Origin of the sequence: Tissierella creatinophila DSM 6911, assembly GCF_001940565.1 — a bacterium.
Lineage (GTDB): Bacteria > Bacillota > Clostridia > Tissierellales > Tissierellaceae > Tissierella_A > Tissierella_A creatinophila.
Genome location: NZ_LTDM01000032.1, coordinates 46,879 through 69,546, shown reverse-complemented (window position 1 = coordinate 69,546; position 22,668 = coordinate 46,879). Strand labels below are relative to the sequence as shown.

General features: G+C 31.5%; 23 protein-coding genes and 1 tRNA gene. 23 read left to right on the top strand and 1 reads right to left on the bottom strand.

Features of this window, described 5'->3' with window-relative positions; genetic code table 11:
* Positions 1–121: 121 nt before the first annotated feature.
* From TICRE_RS08445 to TICRE_RS08435, 3 genes are all read left to right on the top strand, one after another.
* Positions 122–2,062, top strand: a complete 1,941-nt coding sequence (locus tag TICRE_RS08445) for a cell wall-binding repeat-containing protein (RefSeq protein ID WP_075727077.1) — start codon at positions 122–124, stop codon at positions 2,060–2,062.
* 119 nt (positions 2,063–2,181) lie between these two features.
* On the top strand, positions 2,182–2,826 hold the full coding sequence (locus TICRE_RS08440) for an undecaprenyl diphosphate synthase family protein (protein ID WP_075727075.1): 645 nt from the start codon (positions 2,182–2,184) through the stop codon (positions 2,824–2,826).
* Between the two features lie 76 nt (positions 2,827–2,902).
* Positions 2,903–3,748, top strand: coding sequence for a YitT family protein (locus tag TICRE_RS08435; RefSeq protein ID WP_075727073.1), 846 nt, complete (start codon positions 2,903–2,905; stop codon positions 3,746–3,748).
* Position 3,749: 1 nt separating this feature from the next.
* Here TICRE_RS08435 and TICRE_RS08430 read toward each other — a convergent pair.
* Positions 3,750–3,825: transfer RNA gene (locus TICRE_RS08430), tRNA-Val, on the bottom strand.
* Between the two features lie 111 nt (positions 3,826–3,936).
* Between TICRE_RS08430 and zupT the strand changes: the two genes are divergently transcribed.
* The 20 genes from zupT (at position 3,937) to pulA (ending at position 22,615) form a co-directional block, all read left to right on the top strand.
* Positions 3,937–4,764, top strand: coding sequence for a zinc transporter ZupT (zupT, locus tag TICRE_RS08425; protein ID WP_075727071.1), 828 nt, complete (start codon positions 3,937–3,939; stop codon positions 4,762–4,764).
* 57 nt (positions 4,765–4,821) lie between these two features.
* Positions 4,822–5,082 carry a pro-sigmaK processing inhibitor BofA family protein gene (locus tag TICRE_RS08420; RefSeq protein ID WP_075727069.1) on the top strand — a complete coding sequence of 87 codons (261 nt, stop codon included), beginning with the start codon at positions 4,822–4,824 and terminating at the stop codon, positions 5,080–5,082.
* 128 nt (positions 5,083–5,210) lie between these two features.
* The gene (locus TICRE_RS08415; protein ID WP_075727067.1) at positions 5,211–5,843 is read left to right on the top strand and encodes a 50S ribosomal protein L25; all 633 of its coding nucleotides are present in this window, start codon (positions 5,211–5,213) and stop codon (positions 5,841–5,843) included.
* A 140-nt stretch (positions 5,844–5,983) separates the two neighbouring features.
* Positions 5,984–6,814 (top strand): hypothetical protein, encoded by an 831-nt coding sequence (locus TICRE_RS08410; protein WP_198927536.1) that lies wholly within the window; start codon positions 5,984–5,986, stop codon positions 6,812–6,814.
* Positions 6,815–6,925: 111 nt separating this feature from the next.
* Positions 6,926–7,117 carry a sigma factor G inhibitor Gin gene (locus TICRE_RS08405; protein WP_075727065.1) on the top strand — a complete coding sequence of 64 codons (192 nt, stop codon included), beginning with the start codon at positions 6,926–6,928 and terminating at the stop codon, positions 7,115–7,117.
* Between the two features lie 114 nt (positions 7,118–7,231).
* On the top strand, positions 7,232–7,852 hold the full coding sequence (gene tmk, locus TICRE_RS08400) for a dTMP kinase (RefSeq protein WP_075727063.1): 621 nt from the start codon (positions 7,232–7,234) through the stop codon (positions 7,850–7,852).
* Between the two features lie 16 nt (positions 7,853–7,868).
* A complete protein-coding gene (locus TICRE_RS08395; protein ID WP_075727060.1) occupies positions 7,869–8,195 on the top strand; it encodes a cyclic-di-AMP receptor in 327 nt (108 codons plus the stop codon).
* A gap of 11 nt (positions 8,196–8,206) precedes the next feature.
* Complete coding sequence (locus TICRE_RS08390; RefSeq protein ID WP_075727057.1) at positions 8,207–8,491, top strand: cyclic-di-AMP receptor; 285 nt, start codon at positions 8,207–8,209, stop codon at positions 8,489–8,491.
* Positions 8,492–8,505: 14 nt separating this feature from the next.
* On the top strand, positions 8,506–9,474 hold the full coding sequence (holB, locus tag TICRE_RS08385) for a DNA polymerase III subunit delta' (RefSeq protein ID WP_075727055.1): 969 nt from the start codon (positions 8,506–8,508) through the stop codon (positions 9,472–9,474).
* A gap of 10 nt (positions 9,475–9,484) precedes the next feature.
* Positions 9,485–10,357 (top strand): PSP1 domain-containing protein, encoded by an 873-nt coding sequence (locus TICRE_RS08380; RefSeq protein WP_075727053.1) that lies wholly within the window; start codon positions 9,485–9,487, stop codon positions 10,355–10,357.
* A 66-nt stretch (positions 10,358–10,423) separates the two neighbouring features.
* Positions 10,424–10,591 carry a 4Fe-4S binding protein gene (locus tag TICRE_RS08375; RefSeq protein ID WP_075727051.1) on the top strand — a complete coding sequence of 56 codons (168 nt, stop codon included), beginning with the start codon at positions 10,424–10,426 and terminating at the stop codon, positions 10,589–10,591.
* A 55-nt stretch (positions 10,592–10,646) separates the two neighbouring features.
* The gene (locus TICRE_RS08370) at positions 10,647–11,360 is read left to right on the top strand and encodes a tRNA1(Val) (adenine(37)-N6)-methyltransferase (RefSeq protein WP_075727049.1); all 714 of its coding nucleotides are present in this window, start codon (positions 10,647–10,649) and stop codon (positions 11,358–11,360) included.
* Entirely contained in the window at positions 11,338–12,192 is an 855-nt protein-coding gene (gene rsmI, locus TICRE_RS08365) for a 16S rRNA (cytidine(1402)-2'-O)-methyltransferase (protein WP_233120173.1), read from the top strand. The genes TICRE_RS08370 and rsmI overlap by 23 nt, the downstream gene beginning before the upstream one ends.
* 15 nt (positions 12,193–12,207) lie before the next feature.
* On the top strand, positions 12,208–13,203 hold the full coding sequence (locus tag TICRE_RS08360) for a DNA double-strand break repair nuclease NurA (RefSeq protein ID WP_075727047.1): 996 nt from the start codon (positions 12,208–12,210) through the stop codon (positions 13,201–13,203).
* Between the two features lie 11 nt (positions 13,204–13,214).
* Positions 13,215–15,050 carry an ATP-binding protein gene (locus TICRE_RS08355; RefSeq protein WP_075727045.1) on the top strand — a complete coding sequence of 612 codons (1,836 nt, stop codon included), beginning with the start codon at positions 13,215–13,217 and terminating at the stop codon, positions 15,048–15,050.
* 35 nt (positions 15,051–15,085) lie between these two features.
* On the top strand, positions 15,086–16,972 hold the full coding sequence (gene glgB / locus TICRE_RS08350) for a 1,4-alpha-glucan branching protein GlgB (RefSeq protein WP_075727043.1): 1,887 nt from the start codon (positions 15,086–15,088) through the stop codon (positions 16,970–16,972).
* Between the two features lie 9 nt (positions 16,973–16,981).
* Positions 16,982–18,121 (top strand): glucose-1-phosphate adenylyltransferase, encoded by a 1,140-nt coding sequence (locus TICRE_RS08345; protein ID WP_075727041.1) that lies wholly within the window; start codon positions 16,982–16,984, stop codon positions 18,119–18,121.
* A 12-nt stretch (positions 18,122–18,133) separates the two neighbouring features.
* Positions 18,134–19,261, top strand: a complete 1,128-nt coding sequence (gene glgD, locus TICRE_RS08340; protein WP_075727039.1) for a glucose-1-phosphate adenylyltransferase subunit GlgD — start codon at positions 18,134–18,136, stop codon at positions 19,259–19,261.
* 4 nt (positions 19,262–19,265) lie between these two features.
* Entirely contained in the window at positions 19,266–20,699 is a 1,434-nt protein-coding gene (gene glgA / locus TICRE_RS08335) for a glycogen synthase GlgA (protein ID WP_075727037.1), read from the top strand.
* Positions 20,700–20,707: 8 nt separating this feature from the next.
* On the top strand, positions 20,708–22,615 hold the full coding sequence (pulA, locus tag TICRE_RS08330) for a type I pullulanase (RefSeq protein ID WP_075727035.1): 1,908 nt from the start codon (positions 20,708–20,710) through the stop codon (positions 22,613–22,615).
* Positions 22,616–22,668 lie beyond the last annotated feature (53 nt).

The following is a 22,668-nucleotide window of genomic DNA, read 5'->3' as shown; positions in this document are numbered from 1 at the left end:
ATACATATTTATATAATATCTATTATATAAAATAATTTAAAAAAACATATAAAAGGGGGAAAGATTTATATAAGTAAACACTAGAAGATAACTTTTGAACTACATAAGAGGAGGAAATTTAATGAAACAATTTAGTAAATTTTTAGCTATACTTTTAATACTAGCAATGGTAGTACCAGGAATAGTAAATGTAAGCTTAGCAAATACCAACAATCCAAGTGAAGATAATAATCTTGGTGAAACACATATAGAAATTAAAGAAGCCCAACAAAATGAAGGCGATAAGGAAATAGAGAAGGTCTCCCCCCAAGAGACAGTATCAGATATAAAGGAAGAAGATACCCAGAGCGTTGAACAAAACAAAGTAGAAGAAGCACCCTTAAATCAAGAAACAATTCAAAAAGAGCCTTTAAAAGCCGCTTTAAACATAAATAATGATATAGAGAGATTAAAGGGTAGTGACAGAATAAAAACTGCCATAGAAATAAGTAAGAGAGCTTATAAAGATGGAACAGCCAATACATTAGTCCTAGCTGGATATAATGGATCAGCTGATGCCCTTACTGGCACAATATTGGCAAAAGCTAAAAATGCTCCAGTACTAATATCGCCAAAACAACAACTTTCAAACGAAATCAAAGTTGAAATAAAAAGACTAGGTGTTAATACAGTTTATATTCTTGGTGGTGAAACAACAGTTCCATTGTCAATAGAAAATGAACTAAAAGCTCTTAAACTAAATGTAAAAAGGGTAAGTGGAGATAATAGATATAAGACGGCTGTTGAGATAGCTAATGAGATTACGTCTAAAAAACAAGTATTCTTAACTCAAGGAATGAAGGTTCTACCAAATGGTGAACAAGATGCTTTAGCAGATGCTCTAGCAATAGGACCAGTTTCAGCTAAAAAAAATATGCCTGTTCTTTTAACACAAACTGATAAACTCCCAAAAGAAACCAAAGAGGCAATTATAAAGTTTGGAGTAACAGATATTACTATAGTAGGTGGAAAAGTTGCAGTTTCTGCAGCAGTTGAAACTGAATTAAAAAGCATGAAAGTTAATGTCACAAGAGTAGAGGGAAACAATAGATATGATACTGCTATTAAAATAGCTAAAAAGTATTTTAGTAAACCTGAAAATTTAGTAGTAGCTAATGGTCAAAGAGATGCAGATGCTTTAGTAGGAGGATATTTTTCAGATAAAAATAATGCACCTATACTTTTAACAAGTACAAACCATATTGATATAGAAGCTTTAAAATATGTAAAAGATTCACAGGTAAAACCTATCGTGCTCGGTGGAGAAACTGCCGTAAGTGCTAAAGTCTTTAAAGAAGTTAAAGATGCGAAAGATGGAATAATAAATGAAACCCCAGTAGCACCAGAACCAGTAGTACCTGAACCAAAACCAGAACCAAAGCCAGAACCAAAGCCTGAACCAACACCAACACCAACGCCAGAACCAGAACCAGTAGTACCTGAACCAACACCAACACCAAAACCTGAACCAGTTAAGCCGGGTAAACCTATAGTTTGTCTTGACTATGGTCATGGTGGAAATGACCCTGGAGCTGGTTATCAAGGAAGAAAAGAAAAGGAAGATACCATCGCTACTGGAAAACTAATTGCAGCTAATTTAAGACGTCATGGTGTTACAGTAGATGAAACTCGTAGTTCAGATAAGACAATGAGCCTAGATGAAAGAGCAAAGTTTGCAAATAAAAAGAACTACAATTATTTTATATCTTTGCACAGAAACGCATTTGTACCTGAAAAGGCACATGGTGTTGAAACCTGGGTTAGTAATCCTAGTAGTGCAAAGTCTAAAGCTTTAGCACAATCTATACAAAAAAATCTTGTTGAAGTTGGATTTAATGATAGAGGAGTAAAGGCTAAGAACTTCTATGTATTAAAATATACTAAAGCACCAGCAGTTTTAATAGAACTTGGATTTATAGACCATACAAAGGACAATCTCCTATATGATTTAAAACAAATACAAATAGTAAAAGGGGTAACTTCAGCTATACTTGGAGAATTAGGAATTCAATATAAAAACTAATATTTTATAATATCTCTTAATTACAACAAATTATTTTAACTAAAAGTCTTTTATTTTCTTTCTCTGTATTAAATCCACTATTTTGGAAATAATATCAGTAAGAAAGGACGTGTTTTAATATGAGAATACCTAAACATCTAGCAGTTATACCTGATGGCAATAGAAGATGGGCAGAGGATAATGGAATGACTCGGGATAGGGGATACCATAGTGGTTTAAATCCTGGGGTTGAAGTCTTTAAACTCTGTCAAAAACACGGTATAGAAGAGCTTACATTTTATGGCTTTACAGCGGACAATACTAAAAGACCTACAATTCAAAGACTTGCCTTTACTAAGGCCTGTATAGATGCAGTAGAGCTTTTAACAAAAGAAGATGCAGAGCTACTTGTCATAGGAAATACAGATTCAAAGATGTTTCCAGAAGAGTTAAAACCTTTTACAAACACAAGAAAAAAGTTTGGAAAAGGTGGAACAAAGGTAAACTTTTTAGTGAACTATGATTGGAAATGGGATATAAATAATTTAAATAATGAAGAAAAAAAAGCTATAAATCCAATAGAGCTTTTAAAATCTAAAGATATATCTAGAGTAGATCTTATAATCAGGTGGGGCGGCAGAAGAAGATTAAGTGGATTCTTACCTCTTCAAGCAGTTTATTCAGACTTCTTTATTGTAGATGATTACTGGCCTGATTTTTCTCCAGATCATTTTATTTCAGCACTTGATTGGTATAATGTTCAAGATATTACCTTAGGAGGATAAAATTAACTTGATTTTATCCTCCTTTTCTTCTATCATTAAATGGGGAAGATTTATTTCCCTAGAGAGGAGAAGGTGGATGAAAAAATTTGACAATAAGAGATTTTTTCTTATAAATATTGGAATACTTATTTTAGCAGCAGGATTATATTTCTTTTTAATTCCTTCAGATTTAGCAGTTGGTGGAATTACAGGTCTTGCAATGGTATTAAATAAATTTATCCCGATGTTGCGTGTAGGTACGATAATGTTTATAGGAAATGTGATTTTATTTATAATAGCATTTATAATTTTAGGTAAAGAGTTTACAGGTTACACTATTTACACAAGCTTAGTTATATCGGGACTTATAGATGTTTTAGATCTAATGGTTAATCTAAAGGCTCCATTAGTTGATGATATAATCTTAAACCTAGTATATGGAATAATGATTCAAGGAATAGGTATGGCCATTATACTAAATCAAGGAACTTCTACTGGTGGAACAGATATAGTCGCTAAAATTATAAATAAATATACTGATTTTCCCATAGGAATAAGTTTGCTTATTGCAGATGTTTTAATTGTAGTATCTTCTATTTTTGCCTTTGGAATAGACATAGGTCTGTATGCATTTATAGGAATTACACTAAACTCAGTAATAATAGATAAATTTATAGCTGGATTTAACACCAGAATTAAAGTTGTAATAATAAGTGAAAAAGAAAGGGAAATAAGTAAATATATAACCCATGAAATTTCAAGAGGAGTAACGCTTTTATATGGAGCAGGAGGATTTTCCAATAAAGATAAAAGAATTATAAATACAGTAGTATCTAGAAAAGAATATGTGAAAATCAAAAAACATATAAAGGAAATAGATCCCAAAGCTTTTATTTGGATAAACTTTGTAAATGAAGTTTTAGGAGAAGGGTTTAGCTATTAATTGGTGGGCGGTATAGGACTTGAACCTACGACTTTCACCTTGTCGAGATGACACTCTACCAACTGAGTTAACCGCCCTTGTTATTATTTAATCTTATCACAAGGCTTGTAAACTTTCAATAAGATTAGATTTTTTCTTAAAGGGTAAATATTTAAAAATAGAATATTAAAATTTAAGGTGGTTTTTTTATGGATTCAAATGTTTTAAGCAGTTTTATTTTAACACTATTTGTAGGACTTACAATGGGATTTGGAAGTCTTTTTTCATTTTTTATAAAAGAAGAAAATAAAAAGTTTTTAAGTCTTTCTTTAAGTTTTTCTGCGGGAATTATGATATATATATCCTTTATGGAGATACTTCCTGAAGGCATACATCTAATAGAAGAAACAGCTAGTGGTACTAGAGGGCATGTTATAGCTTTAATGGCTTTTTTTGGCGGAATGATCTTTACAGCTCTTTTAGAAAAATGGGTTCACAGTATGGGGGGACATCATCACCATAAGATAGATGAAGAACATATTCATCTGGAAGAAGATGAAAAAAACATAGATAAAAGGCATCTAGAAAAACTTGGAATTATGACAGCAGTTTCAATAGGTATACATAATTTACCTGAAGGACTAGCTATATTTACAACAGGACTTAAAGATATCACAATAGCAATCCCGCTAGCAATAGCTGTAATCCTTCACAATATACCCCTTAGTATAGCTATCTCTGTTCCAATATACTATGCTACTAAGAGTAAAAAGAAGTCATTTTTATATTCAACCCTTGTAGGGCTTTGCCAACCTGTTGGAGCAATCCTTGGCTATGCATTATTTTCTAATTTTTTTGGAGACATGCTCTTTGGAGTACTCTTTTGTATAATATCGGGAATAATGATATTTGTATCTTTAGATGAGCTGCTACCAACATCACAGCAGTATGAAGATCATCACTTTTCGGTTTATGGCACTATACTTGGGATGTTTGTAATGGCAATTAGTCTTATGTTATTTGGGCATAGTCATTAAAATTAGGAATATTTAAGACATATTTGTCCTATATTTATAGTAGAGGGGGAGGTTTTTATGGATATAACAACAATTCTTTTTTATCTTGCAGGTTTAGTTCTTATATATGTAGTTGGTATGTTTCTTGTTATACCTATTAAAATATTGATTAAACTACTTTTAAATGGGATTATAGGTGGAGTTGTGCTGTTTTTATTTAATGCAGTAGGGGGGATTTTCAACTTATCAATTGCAATAAACCCCTTAAATGCTATTATAGTAGGGTTTTTAGGAGTACCAGGGGTTATACTCTTACTAGTGCTTCAAATTATACTTTAGTTAAATTTTAAAATTAAGAAATATTATAAAAAAGATGGTCAAAATATACCTAAGAATATTTGCAAATTAAGCGTATTTATGATATAAGTACTATATGCGAACAATGAAGATAAGAGGAGGAAACACAGATGTCATCATATAAAATAACCGTACAAAACAGAGAAGGTATTGGAAGCAATAAGGTAAACAAACTTAGATCTCAAAAAGTAATTCCAGCAGTAATTTACAAAAAAGGTGAAGAGACAAAGAGTTTACAAATTGACGAAAGAGACTTTCTACTTACATTTAGAAAAGCAGGTACTACTTCAGTAATAGATTTAGACTTAGATGGGTCTACTCATTCAGTAATAGTAAAAGATGTACAAATGCATCCTGTAAAAAACAAAGTACTTCATATTGACTTTCAAGAATTAAATATGAACGAAAAAATAAAAGTTCTTATCCCAATTAATCTATTAAACAGGGATCAAGTAAAACTTCAACCATCAGTACTTGCACAACTTTTAAATGAAGTAGAAGTTGAATGTCTACCGGGAAATATTCCTAATACAGCTGATGTAGATGTAGAAGATATGGACTTTACTACACCTTTATTTGTTAAAGACCTAGATATAGCAAAAAATGCTGATATAGAGATATTAGCAGAAGAAGATACTGTAGTATGTACTCTATCTGAACCTAGTGTAAAAGAAGAGGAAGAAGAAACAGATGAAGAAGCATCAGCAGATGTTCCAGTAGTTGGAGAAGAAGACGAAGAATAATATTAAATAAAAAACAAAGTAGAAATTATAATTGTACCTATAGATAGGACACTTGAAAAAGAGTGTTTCATTTATAGGTATTTTTTGTAGTTTAATTTTTAACTTGGGTATAATATACATATAATAGAGGGGGGATTAACTTGAAAATTAATAAAACGAACTATTCTTTAAAAATCTGGACTTTAATCACATACCTTATAATGGTAGCTACAAATGCACTTGCAAATATTTTGCCTATAAATGGTGTAACTTCTGGAGAGGTTTCAGACTCTTATCCCAATTTATTTGCACCAGCGGGTATAACCTTTTCTATATGGGGAGTTATATATTTACTTCTTTTCTTATACTCTATATATGGATTTGGAATATTTCAAAGAGAATCAGATCCTTATAAAGAAGAACTTTTTAAAAAGATTGGAATATACTTTTCTATTTCATCGATACTAAATACTATGTGGATATTTGCTTGGCATTATAGATTTATAGAAGTTTCACTAGCTATTATAATATCAATACTTCTTTTATTGATAATTATAAATAATATTACAAAGAGAGCAGAACTATCTCTAAAAGATTACTTTTTTATAAGATTTCCATTTAGTATATATATGGGATGGCTTACAGTTGCAACTATAGCCAATGTTACTACTTTACTTGTAAAACTAGGCTTTGATGGCTTTGGATTATCAGAATCATTTTGGACTATAGGAGTTATAGTAGTAGGTCTTATAATAGCTTCTCTTACAATTCTAAAAAATAATGATGTGGCATATGGATTGCCAATTATATGGGCATATATAGGAATATATATAAAACATATTTCAAGAGATGGATGGAACGCAGAGTATAGTACTATTATATTTACCACAGTTGCATCTATTGTAATCTTAGTTATGGTAGAGGTATATACTCTATTTAATTTAAGAAAAAAGGATAAGAAAATAAAGGAAAAGAGAATAAAAGATCTATAGAAACTCTCTATAGATTCTTTTTTATTTAAGACACGCACAAATCTCTCTTCAGTTGAATAATATATATTATCTAGGAGATAATCCTAATAAAGAATTTAGGAGATGATAACTATGTATTGTAATATCTGTGGAAATATAGAAGAAAATATAGGTATTTTTAAAATAAAGATGTGTAAGTATTGTTTAGATGAAATACAAAATTTAAAATATGAAGATGAAAAGTATGACTACTATAAAAATTTAATAAGAATAGCCCTAGGATATTACATACTTCCTCCCTTAGAATTAAACCCTGTAAATTAATACGGGGTTTTTTGGGTATAAGAAGAATAAATATAAAATAGACTAGAAATAGTTAGATTAATGGGATATAATAAAAAACAAATAGTAGTTCTAAAAACAAAGGAGTTGTAAGATTTGAGTGGGGTATTTATCACCTTAGAGGGGCCAGATGGTTCGGGGAAATCTACCATTATAAAATTAATTGGAGATTTTTTAAAGAAAGAAAGCATACAATTTATAGAAACACGTGAACCAGGTGGAACTTTTATAGGAGAAGAGATAAGGGAGATTATCTTAGACAATAAAAACACAAATATGAGTTACGAAACAGAGGCCCTACTTTACGCAGCTTCTAGAGGGCAGCATATACATGAAAAGATCATCCCTGCGCTTGAAGATGGAAAAGTTGTCCTCTGTGACAGATTTATACTTTCATCGCTTGCATATCAAGGGGTTGGAAGAGGTCTTGGTATAGAAAAGATAAAAATGATAAATGATTTTGCTATAAGAGGAGTCTATCCAGACTTAATCCTTTTTTTTCATATAGATCCAAAGATTACTTTAGAGAGAAAGTTAGGAAATATAGATACTGATAGACTTGAAAATTTAGGCGGAGAGTTTCATGAAAGAGTATATAAAGGCTATATGGATCTTTTAAAATTGTATCCTAAAAATATAGTAATAATAGATGCAAGCCGTTCTATAGAAGAAGTTTTAGAACAAAGCATCAATACAATCAAAAAAATATTAAAATAGAAATGAGGAGAGCTAAATGAAACTTATAATAGCTATAGTACAAGATCAAGATGCTGCAAGCCTTATAGAAGACCTAACAGACCATAAATACAGAGTGACAAAGTTAACATCTACAGGAGGCTTTTTAAAGGCCGGAAACACTACTCTATTGGTAGGGGTAGAAGAAGAGCATATAAAACCAGTAGTAGATTTAATAGAAACTAACTGTAAAACTCGTGAAATAACAACTTCCCTATTAACAGTTACAATGCCAGGAGACACTTATATACCTTATCCTCTAGAAGTAAAAGTAGGAGGAGCAACAGTATTTATATTAGATGTAGAAAGACATATTAGGATATAGGGGGAGTAAATATGAAACTTATAATTGCTATTATACAAGATGAACATGTAAATAAAGTAATAAGAACTCTTATGGACAATAAAATTAGGACAACTCGTCTATCTTCTACAGGTGGGTTTTTAAAATCAGGAAATACTACTCTTCTTATAGGTACAGAAGAAAAAGAGATAGACACTATAGTAGATCTTATATCACATCAAACTAAAAGTAAAAAGATAAAAGATGGTCAAGAAGAAGTAGTAGTAGGAGGAGCAAATCTATTTGTAATAGATATCTTTGATCATATAAAACTTTAGAAATGGAGAACTAAATGGATTTTAACCAAATTATAGGACATGAAAAAGTTATAGAAATCTTAAAAAAATCTATAAAGACAAATAAAATAAGTCATGCTTATCTATTTCAAGGTGAAGAAGGCATAGGAAAGAAGAAGCTTTCTTATGCCTTTAGTAAAGCTCTTTTATGCTTATCAGAAGGAGAAAAACCTTGCGGAGATTGTCCATCTTGTAAAAGATTTGAAAGCGGAAACAATCCTGACTTTTTTCATATAGAACCTGAAAAAAATCTTATAAAAATAGAACACATAAATAAAATTCAAAAAGAGATGAGTACTGCTCCTTTAAACTCAAATAAAAAGGTAATGTTAATAGAAGATGCTCATCTTATGAATAAAGAAAGTACAAACAAGCTACTAAAGACACTAGAAGAGCCCCCTTCTTTTGCCCATATAATCCTTACTAGCTCGCAAGCTTATAAACTTCTTCCAACTATACTCTCTAGAGTTCAAACAATAAATTTTTTTCCAGTTCCAAAAGAAAAAATCAAGAATTTACTTATAGAACACTACGGAAAAGATGAAAAACAAGCTAAATTTATAACAGAATTTACCAAGGGCGCTATAGGAAAGAGTATAAACTTAGCAAAGAGCGATCTATTGTTTCAAAGACGAGAAGAAGTTTTAAAGCTTTTAAATGATTTAATAAAAGGTGATAAAACTAAAGTGTTTAATTCTATGGACTTTTTTAACAACAATGAAAAAGATATACATGAGATATTAGATATAATGATTTACTACTTTAGAGATCTGTTGCTCTATAAAAAGCTCCCAAATAGCCCTCTTATTATAAATCAAGATAAAATTTCTTTACTAAATGAACATTCATTTATGGCTTTTAATAAAATAAATGATATAATATTAAATATAATGGAAACAAAAGATATAATAAGAAAAAACGTAAACTTTCAGTTAAGCCTAGAAGCTATGCTTCTTAACATATAGGGGGTAAGGAATGATTCAAGTTGTAGGAGTCAGATTTAAAAAAGTAGGCAAGATTTATTATTTTGATCCTTGTGAATTAGATGTAAAGGGCAATGATTTTGTAGTAGTAGAAACAGCTCGTGGTATAGAGTTTGGGCATGTTGCTTCGGGACCTAAACTTATATCCCAAGAGGAAATAGTTTCACCTTTAAAAAGAGTTATAAGAATTGCAGAAGATGAAGACTTTGCAACGCATAGAGAAAATATAAAGATGGCAAAAAAAGCTCATAAGATATGTGAAGAAAAAGTAAAGCTTCATAATTTAGATATGAGAATCATAGATGTAGAATATACCTTTGATAACAATAAAGTTATATTTTATTTTACGGCAGATGGAAGGGTAGATTTTAGGAATCTTGTAAAGGATTTGGCAGCTATATTTAAAACCAGAATAGAGCTAAGACAAATAGGAGTAAGAGATGAAGCCAAGATGTTAGGAGGTCTAGGTCCTTGTGGTAAACCTTGTTGCTGTGTACAGTTTTTAGGAGACTTTGAGCCAGTTTCTATAAAAATGGCAAAGGAACAAAACTTATCGCTAAATCCAGCTAAGATATCAGGTCTTTGCGGTCGACTTATGTGTTGTTTAAAATATGAACAAGAAGCATATGAAGATGCTCTTAGTAGAATGCCAGAGCTTGGAGATATAGCTATTACTCCAGTAGGTAGAGGTACAATAGTATATTCCTATACTCTACTTGAAACTGTAAAGGTAAGAGTTCGACTAGAAGATGGAACAGAAGATATATTTAAATATCCAATAAAAGATATAAATCTTACGGGAGAGAGAGATATTTCATTTATAAATTCATTAAAAAGAAGTGGAGAAGTAGAAGAATTTTTATAAAATTTTTTTAATACTTTAATTTCCTAAAAAAATCTGTTAAAATATAATTAAGGGGAGGTGAGTAAAATGGCATATCATATAAATGATGATTGTATAGCTTGTGGAGCATGCGAACCAGAATGTCCAACTAATGCTATATCAGAAGGAGACATTTACATAATAGACCCAGATGCATGTATAGATTGCGGAGCTTGTGCAGATGTTTGTCCAGTTGACGCACCACAACCAGAATAATTTAGAAGCGAAAAGACCCATTGGGTCTTTTTTACTATGTAAAAGGAGCTGGAAAATGGAGAGAATAGACCTGGTTCCAGGTACAGATTTTAAAATTATACAAGATAAAAGTTCCTTTTCCTATGGCACAGATGCCATATTTCTTTCAAACTTTTCAAAACCAAAGGGAATTGTTGTAGACCTTGGAACAGGATCAGGAATTATACCACTTAGAATTGCAAATAATTCTCGAGTAGAAAAGATATATGGAATAGAAATTCAAGAAGAAGTCTCTAAAAGAGCTAAGAGAAGCATAGAACTTAATAATTTAGAGAAAAGAATAGAAATCTTAAATATGGACTTAAAAGATCTACCTAAAAGATTTTCTAAATGCGAAATAGATACAGTAGTCTCAAATCCACCATACCTGAAAACTGGAGGGGCTATAGTAAATGAGAAAGAAAACTTTGCCATATCTCGTCATGAAATCCAGTGCAATCTAGAAGATATAATAAGGATTTCAGATTATCTTTTAAAACCACTAGGGAAACTCTTTTTAGTACACAGACCAGATAGGCTTACAGATATATTTTACTTATTAAGAACTCATAAATTAGAACCTAAATGGATTAGATTTGTATATCCAAAACTAGGTAAAGCTCCAAACCTTGTACTAATAGAAGCAGTAAAAAGTGGAAATAAGGAACTTAGGTTTTTTAAGCCCTTAATAGTCTACAATGAAGATGGAACATATACAGACGAAATATATGAAATATATGATAGAAAGTAGTGACACAATGGAAAAAGGAAAACTTTATATCTGTCCAACTCCTATAGGAAATCTAGAAGATATAACTATTAGGACACTTAAAGTACTAGAAGAAGTAGATATAATAGCTGCTGAAGATACAAGACATAGTCTAAAACTATTAAACCATTATGAGATAAAAAAGCCACTTACAAGCTATCATGAACACAATGAAAGAGAGAAGAGTAAGGAACTTATACAAAAACTATTAGAAGGAAAAAACATCGCCCAAATAAGTGATGCAGGTATGCCGGGGATATCAGATCCTGGAGAAACACTTATAGCCCTTGCAATAGAAAGAGGAATAGAGGTAATAGCTCTTCCTGGTGCTACCGCTCTTATAACGGCTTTAGTAGCTTCTGGACTTTCTACAAGAAGATTTACATTTGAAGGTTTTCTTCCATCTAAAAAAAAGGAAAGAGTAGATAGATTAAGATTTCTACAAGAAGATTCAAATACACTCATAATCTACGAATCTCCCCATAGAATAAAGGACTCCCTAAAAGATATCTTAACATGTTTTGGAAATAGAAGAATAGCCGTTATAAGGGAACTTACAAAGGTGTATGAAGAGATATTTAGATCTGATATAGAGTCCGCCATAGAAAAGTTTGAAACAGATGCCCCAAGAGGAGAGTTTGTACTAGTAGTTGAAGGAAAAACTGGAGAGGATATAGAAAAAGAAATAGATATAGAAAAAGAACTTTTAAAATATATAGAAGAAGGATATACCAAAAAGGCAAGTATAAAGATAGTGACAGAAAAATATAATCTACCTAAAAATGAAGTTTATAAAAAGAGTTTAGAGATATAAAGAGAGTGGTGTAAGATGTATAGCGTACATGATAAATTAAAAGAAAAGATTTCAGGTTTAAGTTTAACCCTTCAAGAAAAATATGAAGTGGTACTAAGCCTTGATAAAGAAACCCTTAGAGAGTTTATAGAAGAAGAAATAGGCAAAATAAAAACACTAGAAAAACTTAGTAAGTCCCATCTAGAAGCTTGCCAAAAAAAGGGTGGTATAGTAGGAGTAGATGGTTCAAATAACCGTGTAGGAGGAGCACATCCTCACTTTGTAGAAGCTTATCAAGCACTCGCTAAGTCTACTATATATAAGGACGAGCCTCTTTTCTTAGCAGATATATATACCCCTCTTGCTGAAGGTGAGAGTTTAAATTCACCCATTGAAAAAAAAGAAGACTTAGAAGAGATAGAAGATAAGAAAAACATAAAACTCTCTACCATAGAAGTAGAAGCTGCTATAGAAGCAGTAGAAAGGTTTAAACCATATGCTATACTTATGGATGGTGGGCTTATAAGATACAATATATATGCAAAAGCTAAATGGGAAGAGCTTAGGACTATATGTGAAGAAAAGGATATCATACTAGTAGGAGTTATAAAAGATATAAAAACTTCTATAATAGGAGATAGATTAAGAGAAAAGTATGAAGCTATAGATGCTTCATTTTATGATAGAGAACTTTTATTTGGAAAGCTTCAATATGGTGAAATGATTATCATAAATGAAATGGTAAATAAAAAGGGTATAGAAGGATACTCTTCTGGATTTATAAGGAGTTCACTTGCTCCAACTGTTATAGGAATAGATATACTAGATAGTCAAAAGACAAGTATAGAAGAGATGGCAAGACTCATCTTAACCCTAACTCCCCAAACAAGTCGTGGTATACCTCTTTGGCTAGATATGGTAGATAAAGAAGTAAAGATATCAGATGCTATAATGAAAGGCTTAATGGAAAGATATATGGATAGAGGACTTTATGAGAGGTTTTTTATATCTGAAAGAGACAAGAGAGACTAGGAGATGAAACAATGAAAGTAGTAGGTATAACAACCCAACAAGAAGTTTTTGTAGGATCAAAAGATAGAAACTTTAGAATAAATGAATTTTTAATCATAGAAGATCCATATCAAGATGATTTAATAGGAGAAGTAGTAGAAGCTCAGACATTTAACAGATATATTCCATTAAATATTTATGGAGATATGGTAGATGCTTCTGTAATAGAATCATTAAAATCATTGGGTTATAATATTGACGAAGACACCATATACATTTCTAAAGTAAGGCTTTTAAATGAGGCACTTTATCCAGTCCAAACAGGGTCTGATATAAGACTTCCAAAATTTTCTGAAGTAAAAGAAATAATGATTCAGTCAACTAGAGAAGAAGGTCTAGTTCTTGGAGTTATAAGAAATACAGATGATATGGCGCTTGATATGGATGAAGAATTTAAGGATATTCTCTATACATTTGAAGAGAGAGGTCTTGTACCACAAAAGGAAATTCCATATATAATGGATCTAAGAAGTCAGCATCACTATCCCCATATAGGAGTATTTGGTGGTTCAGGATCTGGGAAATCGTTTGGGCTAAGGGTTATTTTAGAAGAGCTTATGAATCAAAATATACCAACAATAGTACTAGATCCTCATTTTGAAATGGACTTTTCAGAAACTCCAGATTATCTAAAAGAAAAAAAGGACTTCAATGATAGTTTCAAGTGTCTTCAAGTAGGTGTTCATATAGGAGTTAAATTTGAAGACTTAAAATCTGGAGATCTTAAAAATCTTCTTGATGCTTCAAGTCATCTTACAGACTCTATGAATAATGTGGTAGATATACTATTTAAACCTAGAGATTCTTATATAAGTTTTGCAGATAGACTTAGAATGCTAACAGAAGCCCAAGAAGAAGGCAATATAGAAAAGATAGAAAACAGGATTATATCAAGCGGAGATGCAGAAGAAAAAAAGGCATGGGAAAAGAGAAAAGAACTTTTCTTAAACTACGATAAAACCTGTCCTTATAATTCTGTAAGAGGAATCCTATGGAGACTTAAAAGACTTGAAAATGAAGGAATATTTTCTAAAGATATAAAAGAGATAGAAATAGGTCTTCAAGATGGTAAACTTATGGTGCTTCAGGGAAATACTAGAATACTTCAAGTATTTAGCACTTACCTTTTAAACAATCTCTATCACAAAAGACGCGAATACAAAGATGCAATCTACAAAAAAATAGCAGCTGAATACTTTCCTCCATTTATAATAGTAACAGATGAAGCTCATAACTTTGCTCCAAAGGGGTATGATTCTCCATCTAAATCTATATTAAAAGAGATATCTCAAGAAGGTAGAAAATATGGAGTCTTTTTAATCTTAGCTACTCAAAGACCAACCCTTCTAGATGAAACTATAACAGCACAACTAAATACAAAGTTTATATTTAGAACTGTTAGGGCTTCAGATATAAAGACTATACAAGAAGAAACGGACTTGACAGTTGAAGAGACAAGGCGTCTTCCATACCTTCGTACAGGAGATGTGTTTATTTCCTCGGCTACACTAGGTAGAACAGTCTATGGAAGGATAAGAGCAGCTCTTACAACGAGCCCTCATACACTAAATCCGTTTGACGAATTAAAGCTCAAGACAAAACAAAAAGATGATGGTTTATTTAATGATATAAAAGAAAAGCTTCCAATAAATGAAGGGGATTTATTGGATACTGCTATGGAATTAGAAAGAGATACAGGTATAACTTATACAATACAAAGTTTAGAAGAAAAGTTAAATCAAATGGTTCAAAAAGGGTATATAGAGAAAGAAGACACCATTTTTGGGTATAGATATAAAAACAAGTAATACTTTTCTTTTGAACTTATGAAAGGGGTAATCTTATGGGAATAGATTATTTTTATATAGAAGAAGGTGAATTTGATGCACATCTCTTTCACCAAGGAACATTTTATGAATCCTATAAATTTTTAGGAGCTCATAAAATGCTAGAGAATGAAGGGTATGTAAGATTTATAGTATGGGCACCCAGAGCTAAAGAAGTTTTTTTAACGGGAAATTTTAACCATTGGAATGAGACAAGTCTTCCATTAGAGAGAATACCTGAAAGTGGATTATGGAATATATGTCTAAAGGGTGTATCTGAGTTTGACGCTTATAAATATAGAATTATAACGCAAGAGAACGAAGTACTTATGAAAGCAGATCCATATGCTTTCCATGCAGAAGAAAGGCCAAAGTCGGCTTCCAAATATTATGATATAGAAGGATTTCAATGGAGCGATAAAAAATGGATAAAAGAAAGAAAAGAAAAAGATTATCTTAACGGTCCACTATCTATTTACGAAGTAAATCTTTTATCGTGGAAGAAAAAAGATGGAGACATTCAGTATTCCTACGATGATTTAGCAGATGAACTTGTAAGGTATGTAAAGAAAATGGGTTACACTCATATAGAACTTATGCCAGTTATGGAACACCCATTTGATGGATCATGGGGCTATCAAATAACAGGATTCTTTGCACCTACATCTAGATTTGGAACACCCAAAGATTTTATGAACTTTGTAGATAAGTGCCATAAAAATGGAATCGGAGTAATACTTGATTGGGTTCCAGCACATTTTGCAAAAGATGGGCATGCACTTGGAAAGTTTGATGGATCTTATCTCTTTGAATCCTTAGATAGGGCAAAAGCGGAAAACGATATGTGGGGGACATATAATTTTGACTTTACAAAGCCTGAAGTTCTAAGCTTTCTAATATCAAATGCCATGTACTGGTTAGAATATTATCATATAGATGGCATAAGACTAGATGCAGTATCATATATTTTATACTATGACCTTTCTGGAAAAGGCATAAAGAATATCTATGGGGGAAATGAGAATCTTGAAGCAATAGAATTCTTTAAAAGATTAAATAGTATCATAAAAAAGAAGCATCCAGAAACACTCTTAATTGCAGAAGAATCTACATCATATGAAGGTCTTACAACTCCTTTAGAAGAAGGAGGATTAGGATTTACCCATAAATGGAATATGGGTTGGATGAATGACACATTAGAATATATGAAAATTGACCCTCTATTTAGAGGGAAAAGACAAGATCTACTGACATTTGGTCTTATGTATGCATTTAACGAAAACTTTGTACTTCCTTTAAGTCATGATGAAGTAGTTCATGGTAAAAAATCCTTATTAGATAAAATGCCAGGAAGTTATAGAGATAAGTTTGCAAACTTAAGATTACTATATCTATTTATGTATGCATATCCAGGAAAAAAACTTCTCTTTATGGGAGGAGAGTTTGCACAATTTAAAGAATGGGATGAGTGGAAATGCCTAGATTGGAATCTACTAGAATATGATAGTCATAGTAGTGTTCAAAAATTTGTAAGAGACTTAAACAAGCTATACAAAGAGGAAGAAGCTCTCTATATAAATGACACTTCTTATGACGGATTTAACTGGATTGAACACGAGAACCACAAAGAAAGTATTATAGCATTTGAAAGAATAGGTAAAAATGGTGAAAACCTTATAGCAGTATTTAACTTTACACCCGTAGAAAGGATTGACTATCCAATAGGTGTAGAGGAAGAAGGATCCTACGGGATGATTATAACAAGTGATCATAAGAGATATGGGGGAGAGACAAAGAGGATAAAAACTTATAAAACTAAAAAAGAATCTATCCATGGTAGAGATTTTAGATTAGAACTTACTTTACCATCACTTGGAGGAGTAATCTTAAAAAAGAAAAATTAGGGGGCGAAAGTGATGAATAAAAAAAAGGTAGTAGCTATGCTTCTTGCAGGGGGACAAGGATCACGACTTAAAACACTTACAAAACACATCGCAAAACCAGCAGTACCCTTTGGAGGGAAATATAGGATCATAGATTTTCCACTAAGTAATGCTACTAATTCAGGAATTTCAGATATAGGAGTACTAACTCAGTATAAGCCAGCACTATTAAACTCTCATATAGGAATAGGTTCAGTTTGGGACTATGACAGAAACGTAGGAGGACTTAGAATACTTCAACCATTTACATCTGAAGACGGGGGAAGATGGTATACCGGAACTGCCAATGCTATATTTGAAAACATTGACTTTTTAGAAGAAATAGATGCTCAATACGTTTTAATTCTTTCAGGTGACCATATATACAAGATGGACTATAACGATCTTTTAGAAGTGCATAAAGAAAAGTGCGCAGATGTAACCATAGCAGTAATGGAAGTGCCTTGGGAGGAAGCATCTAGATTTGGAATATTAAATGTAGATGAATCTATGAAGATAGTAGAGTTTGATGAGAAACCAGAAAATCCAAAAAACAATATGGCATCTATGGGAATATATATGTTTAACTGGAAAAAGTTAAAGCATTATCTAGTAGAAGACTCTAAAAACAAAAACTCAAGTCATGACTTTGGTAAAGACATACTTCCTAAGATGTTAGAAGATGGTAACAAAATGTACGCTTGGAATTTTGAAGGGTATTGGAAAGATGTTGGAACTGTAAAGAGCTTTTGGGAAGCAAATATGGATCTTCTAGGTGAAAACAATACTCTAAATCTATATGATAAAGATTGGAGAATATATACAAGACCTAAAAACCTTCCACCTCAATACATCGCTGAAACAGCTATAATAGATAATTCTCTAATAAATGAAGGCTGTGTAGTTAGGGGAGAAGTAAACAATAGTATACTTTTTAGTGAAACACGGATAGAAGAAGGAGCAGTAGTAAACAACTCAGTTATAATGTCAAATTGTACAATAAAAAAAGGTGCCAAAGTTAATAATGCTGTAATACTTGAAGGCATAACAGTAGAAGAAGGAGAAATAATTGGCAAAGAAGGTGGAGAAGAGATCTATCTTGTATCAGATGAAGGCATATTAGTAGAGTAAGGGGGAGACAAAATGGACAGATGTATAGGGATAATAAATGGTGGAGACAATGAAAATAACTTTGGCGGGCTTTGTAAACATAGACCAGTTTATATGTTGCCATTTGGCGGAAGATATAGACTTATAGATTTTACAATTTCAAACATGGTTAATAACGGCATAAAATCTGTAGCTATCTATACAGGCAAAAAGATGAGGTCTACAATGGATCACATAGGAAATGGAAACCCATGGGATTTAAATAGAAGATTTAATGGATTATTTATGTTTCCTCCAATACTAGAAAATGATTATGGACTATATACAGGGGATATTCATCAATTTCATAGTACAGAACCATTTTTTGAATACGCAAAAGAAAAATATATATTTATATGCAATCCAGATATCTTAGCTAAGGTAGACTTAAACGAAGCTTTTAAATATTTTTTAGATACAGATGCAGACTTTACTCTTATATATAAAAAACAAACAGATTCAGATGGAGACTTTATTCGTAAAGACAAGATGATTATAGACAAAGATGGAAATCTAAAGAGTATGGGTTTAAACCTTGGAACAGAAAAAGAGTTCAATCTTTTTCTAGAAATGGGATTTATAAAAAAGGACGTATTTCTAAAACTTATAAGACAATCCATTGAAAGAGGAGATACAAACTATCTAAGAGATGCTATGATTCAAAATAAAGAAAATTATAAAGTAAACACATATGAATTTAAAGGCCATGTAGAAAATATATCGGATCTAAAAAATTACTACGATGCAAACTTAAATCTCTTAAACGAGGAGATAGCAAATGAGATGTTTTATGAGAATGGATTAGTTTATACCAAGTCAAAAGATGAACCTTCAACCTGGTATGGAAGAGATTCTAGAGTGCAAAACTCTATTATAGCAAATGGATGTATTATAGATGGAAATGTAGAAAACTCCATAATATTTAGAGGAGTAAAGATAGGCAAAGATGCCATAGTTAAAAACTCAATAGTAATGCAAAAGGGAATAATAAAAAATGATGCCATAATAGTAAATTCTATATTAGATAAATATACAACTGTAGAAGCTTATGCTAGAATAGCAGGAAGCTCTACAATGCCTTATGTAGTAGAAAAAAATCAAACGATAAGAAAGGATGAATAAGTCTATGAAAGTACTTTTTACAACATCCGAATCAGTACCATTTTTAAAGACAGGAGGACTTGCAGATGTAGCTGGAAGTCTTCCTATATATCTTAAAAAAGAAGGGGTAGACATCAGAGTTGTGATGCCCCTTTATTCTAAAATAGAGGAAAAGTATAGAAGGAAAATGGACTATATTGGCTACTTTTATGTAGATTTAGGTTTTAGGCACCAATATGCAGGGGTTTTATCCTACAAATATAAAGGTGTAATATATTATTTTATAGATAGTGAATACTATTTTAAAAGAGATAAGATATATGGAGAAGTAGATGATGGAGAACGATTTATATTTTTTTCCAAAGCTGCTACAATTCTTCCTAAATTTTTAGACTTTAAAGCCGATATAATTCACTCTAACGATTGGCACACAGGTCTTGTTCCACTTTATATAGAAGACTTTAAAAAGGGGGATAGTTTCTATAGTGATATAAAGAGTGTTCATACTATGCACAATTTAAAATATCAAGGAGTATTTCCAGAATCTATCCTTCAAGAAGTCGCTGGACTTTCAAGAGACTATTATCATGAAGATGGCTTAAAATACTATGATAATATAAATATGATGAAAGCTGGAATAGTTTATAGCAATATATTGACAACAGTATCTAAAACCTATGCCCAAGAGATAAGATATCATTTCTTTGGAGAAGGCTTAGAAGGTATAATAAATAAGCATTCGGGAAAACTAAGGGGGATAGTCAATGGTATAGACTATGACGAATATAATCCTAAGACAGATAAAAAAATAGCTAAAAATTATACTTTAAAAACAATAAGGAATAAGAAACAAAATAAATTAGCCCTACAGGAAAAATATGGATTGCCAGTAGATGAAACCGTTCCGATTATATCTATGGTAACAAGACTTGTAGCTATGAAGGGTCTTGATTTAGTAAGAGCAACCATAGAAGAACTTCTTCAAGAAGATATACAATTTGTAATGCTTGGAACTGGAGATCGTGAATATGAAGATATGTTTTTATATTTTCAAAACAAATATCCTGATAAAATGGCAGCAAGAGTGTATTTCAACGAAGATGAAGCACATCTTATATATGCAGGAAGTGATATATTTCTTATGCCTTCAATGTCAGAGCCGTGCGGGATCTCTCAGCTCATTTCACTTAGATATGGAACAATACCTATAGTCAGAGAAGTTGGAGGCTTAAAAGATACTATAGAGCCTTACAATCTATATACGGGAAAAGGTAATGGATTTAGTTTTAAAAACTTTAATGCGCATGAAATGCTTTTCACCATAAAAAATGCAATTTTTATATATAAAGATAAAAATAACTGGAATAACTTAGTACAATCTGCTATGAATTCTAAAAATGACTGGGAAAAGTCATCTAGAGAATATATAGACTTATATGAGAATTTAATTAGCAATTAGGAGGAAGTATGGAAGACTTTGGGAAAACAGAAAAGAAACTTGGAAGCGACTATACTAAAGAAGAAACTCTTTTTAGAGTATGGTCACCAATTAGAGAAAATATAGAATTAATACTATATGAGAGAAAAGAATTAGATGAAAAACAGGTCTTTAAAATGGAAAAAAAAGAAGATGGAGTTCATGAACTGAGGATAAAGGGAGATCATAAAGGAAAGTTCTATAAATATCTTATAGAAGGAAAAATAGAAATAACAGACCCCTACTCAGTTTCATCGGCTATAAACTCATCTGCATCAGCCATAATAGACCTAGAAGATACAAACCCCAAAGGCTTTAGAGATCATAAAATATTGAAAAATAAAAACTTTTCAAGCCCTATAATATATGAAGTTCATATAAAAGACTTTACCGCTTCTCTAAACTCTGGGGTAGAAAATCGAGGAAAATTTCTAGGTTTTGTAGAAGAAGGAACTAGTTATGGAGATTTTACAACTGGTCTAGATCACCTAAAAGAATTAGGCGTAACACATATCTATCTCTTACCTGTATATGATTTTTTTACAGTAGATGAAAGATTAGAAAACTTTTTAAATGATGATAACTATAACTGGGGTTATGATCCAGAGCTTTATAATACCCCAGAAGGTTCTTATGCAACAGATCCAACGGATCCCGTAAATAGAATAAAAGAATTAAAAACACTTATAATGAAACTTCATGAAAATGGGTTTAAAGTAATATTGGATGTAGTATACAACCACACATATAAAGCAGAAAATAGTAACTTACATTATTTAATGCCAGGATATTACCATAGGATGACTTTAGATGGAAAGTTTTCAGATGGCACAGGTACAGGCAATGAAATAGATACCGAAATGCCCATGGTGAGGAAGCTTATAATAGATTCACTCATATATTGGATAGAAGAATATAGAGTTGACGGTTTTAGATTTGACCTTATGGGACTTATGGATATAGGTACTACAAAGACTGTGGTGAAAACTTTAAAAGATATAAAACCTGATATACTTATATATGGAGAACCTTGGGGAGGTGGAAGATCTACCTTACCATTTGAAAAGATGAGCCTTAAGGGAACACAACGAAGTCTAGGATTTTCATATTTCAATGACGACTTTAGAAATGCACTAAAGGGAGACAATAACGGTAGTTATCCAGGATTTACTCAGGGCAATCCAAAATATAAATGGAGTGTAGAAGGTGGTATAGTAGGATCTATTGACTACAACAGCACTCACAAAGGTTTTACAGACTTTCCACTAGAGTCTATAAACTATATAAATTGTCACGATGATTTAATAATATATGATAAGATGAAAAAGGTTTTTCCAGATATGATAGAAGAAGATATTGAAAAACTAAATCGGTTTGCATTTAGTGTACTTTTAACAGCTCAAGGAATACCATTTATTACAAATGGTAACGAGTTTTTAAGAAGTAAAAATGGTATAGCAAACACCTATAAATCTCCCATAACTATAAATGCCATAGACTGGAGTCTAAAAAAGAAAAATATTCACTTCTATAAATACTTTAGAGACCTTATAAAGATGAGATGCGACAATCCAGAATTTAATTTAACAGATCCTAAGGCTATAAATGAAAAACTTAAGTTTATGCTATTTGAAGCTAGTAAAAACATAATAGTATATACTATAAAAAAAGAAGAAGAAGGTTATATACTTGTGGTTCATAATGGAAAATTTGAAGATGCATATATAAATGTACAAGACATCTTAAACTTTCTTAAAAGCAAATATGATGATGATAGAAAAACTCTTGATATAGATACTATGCTTGGACTAGATGGACTAGAAGATGAAAACTATAAAAGCAACTTAAAAGAAATATATATACCCTATATGAGTACTTATGTATTTAATATAAAATAAAGTTTAATAATAAAAAGGATATAATACCGAGGTATTATATCCTTTTTTTATTA

Bases quoted from the DNA above. Each gene is read 5' to 3' on its own strand.
- glgB (WP_075727043.1), top strand. From the start codon at position 15,086: ATGGGAATAGATTATTTTTATATAGAAGAAGGTGAATTTGATGCACAT.
- TICRE_RS08415 (WP_075727067.1), top strand. From the start codon at position 5,211: ATGTCATCATATAAAATAACCGTACAAAACAGAGAAGGTATTGGAAGC.
- TICRE_RS08380 (WP_075727053.1), top strand. From the start codon at position 9,485: ATGATTCAAGTTGTAGGAGTCAGATTTAAAAAAGTAGGCAAGATTTAT.
- TICRE_RS08440 (WP_075727075.1), top strand. From the start codon at position 2,182: ATGAGAATACCTAAACATCTAGCAGTTATACCTGATGGCAATAGAAGA.
- zupT (WP_075727071.1), top strand. From the start codon at position 3,937: ATGGATTCAAATGTTTTAAGCAGTTTTATTTTAACACTATTTGTAGGA.
- TICRE_RS08445 (WP_075727077.1), top strand. From the start codon at position 122: ATGAAACAATTTAGTAAATTTTTAGCTATACTTTTAATACTAGCAATG.
- TICRE_RS08375 (WP_075727051.1), top strand. From the start codon at position 10,424: ATGGCATATCATATAAATGATGATTGTATAGCTTGTGGAGCATGCGAA.
- TICRE_RS08395 (WP_075727060.1), top strand. From the start codon at position 7,869: ATGAAACTTATAATAGCTATAGTACAAGATCAAGATGCTGCAAGCCTT.
- pulA (WP_075727035.1), top strand. From the start codon at position 20,708: ATGGAAGACTTTGGGAAAACAGAAAAGAAACTTGGAAGCGACTATACT.
- TICRE_RS08435 (WP_075727073.1), top strand. From the start codon at position 2,903: ATGAAAAAATTTGACAATAAGAGATTTTTTCTTATAAATATTGGAATA.
- glgA (WP_075727037.1), top strand. From the start codon at position 19,266: ATGAAAGTACTTTTTACAACATCCGAATCAGTACCATTTTTAAAGACA.
- TICRE_RS08370 (WP_075727049.1), top strand. From the start codon at position 10,647: ATGGAGAGAATAGACCTGGTTCCAGGTACAGATTTTAAAATTATACAA.
- TICRE_RS08360 (WP_075727047.1), top strand. From the start codon at position 12,208: ATGTATAGCGTACATGATAAATTAAAAGAAAAGATTTCAGGTTTAAGT.
- TICRE_RS08420 (WP_075727069.1), top strand. From the start codon at position 4,822: ATGGATATAACAACAATTCTTTTTTATCTTGCAGGTTTAGTTCTTATA.
- TICRE_RS08355 (WP_075727045.1), top strand. From the start codon at position 13,215: ATGAAAGTAGTAGGTATAACAACCCAACAAGAAGTTTTTGTAGGATCA.
- glgD (WP_075727039.1), top strand. From the start codon at position 18,134: ATGGACAGATGTATAGGGATAATAAATGGTGGAGACAATGAAAATAAC.
- TICRE_RS08390 (WP_075727057.1), top strand. From the start codon at position 8,207: ATGAAACTTATAATTGCTATTATACAAGATGAACATGTAAATAAAGTA.
- holB (WP_075727055.1), top strand. From the start codon at position 8,506: ATGGATTTTAACCAAATTATAGGACATGAAAAAGTTATAGAAATCTTA.
- rsmI (WP_233120173.1), top strand. From the start codon at position 11,338: ATGAAATATATGATAGAAAGTAGTGACACAATGGAAAAAGGAAAACTT.
- TICRE_RS08405 (WP_075727065.1), top strand. From the start codon at position 6,926: ATGTATTGTAATATCTGTGGAAATATAGAAGAAAATATAGGTATTTTT.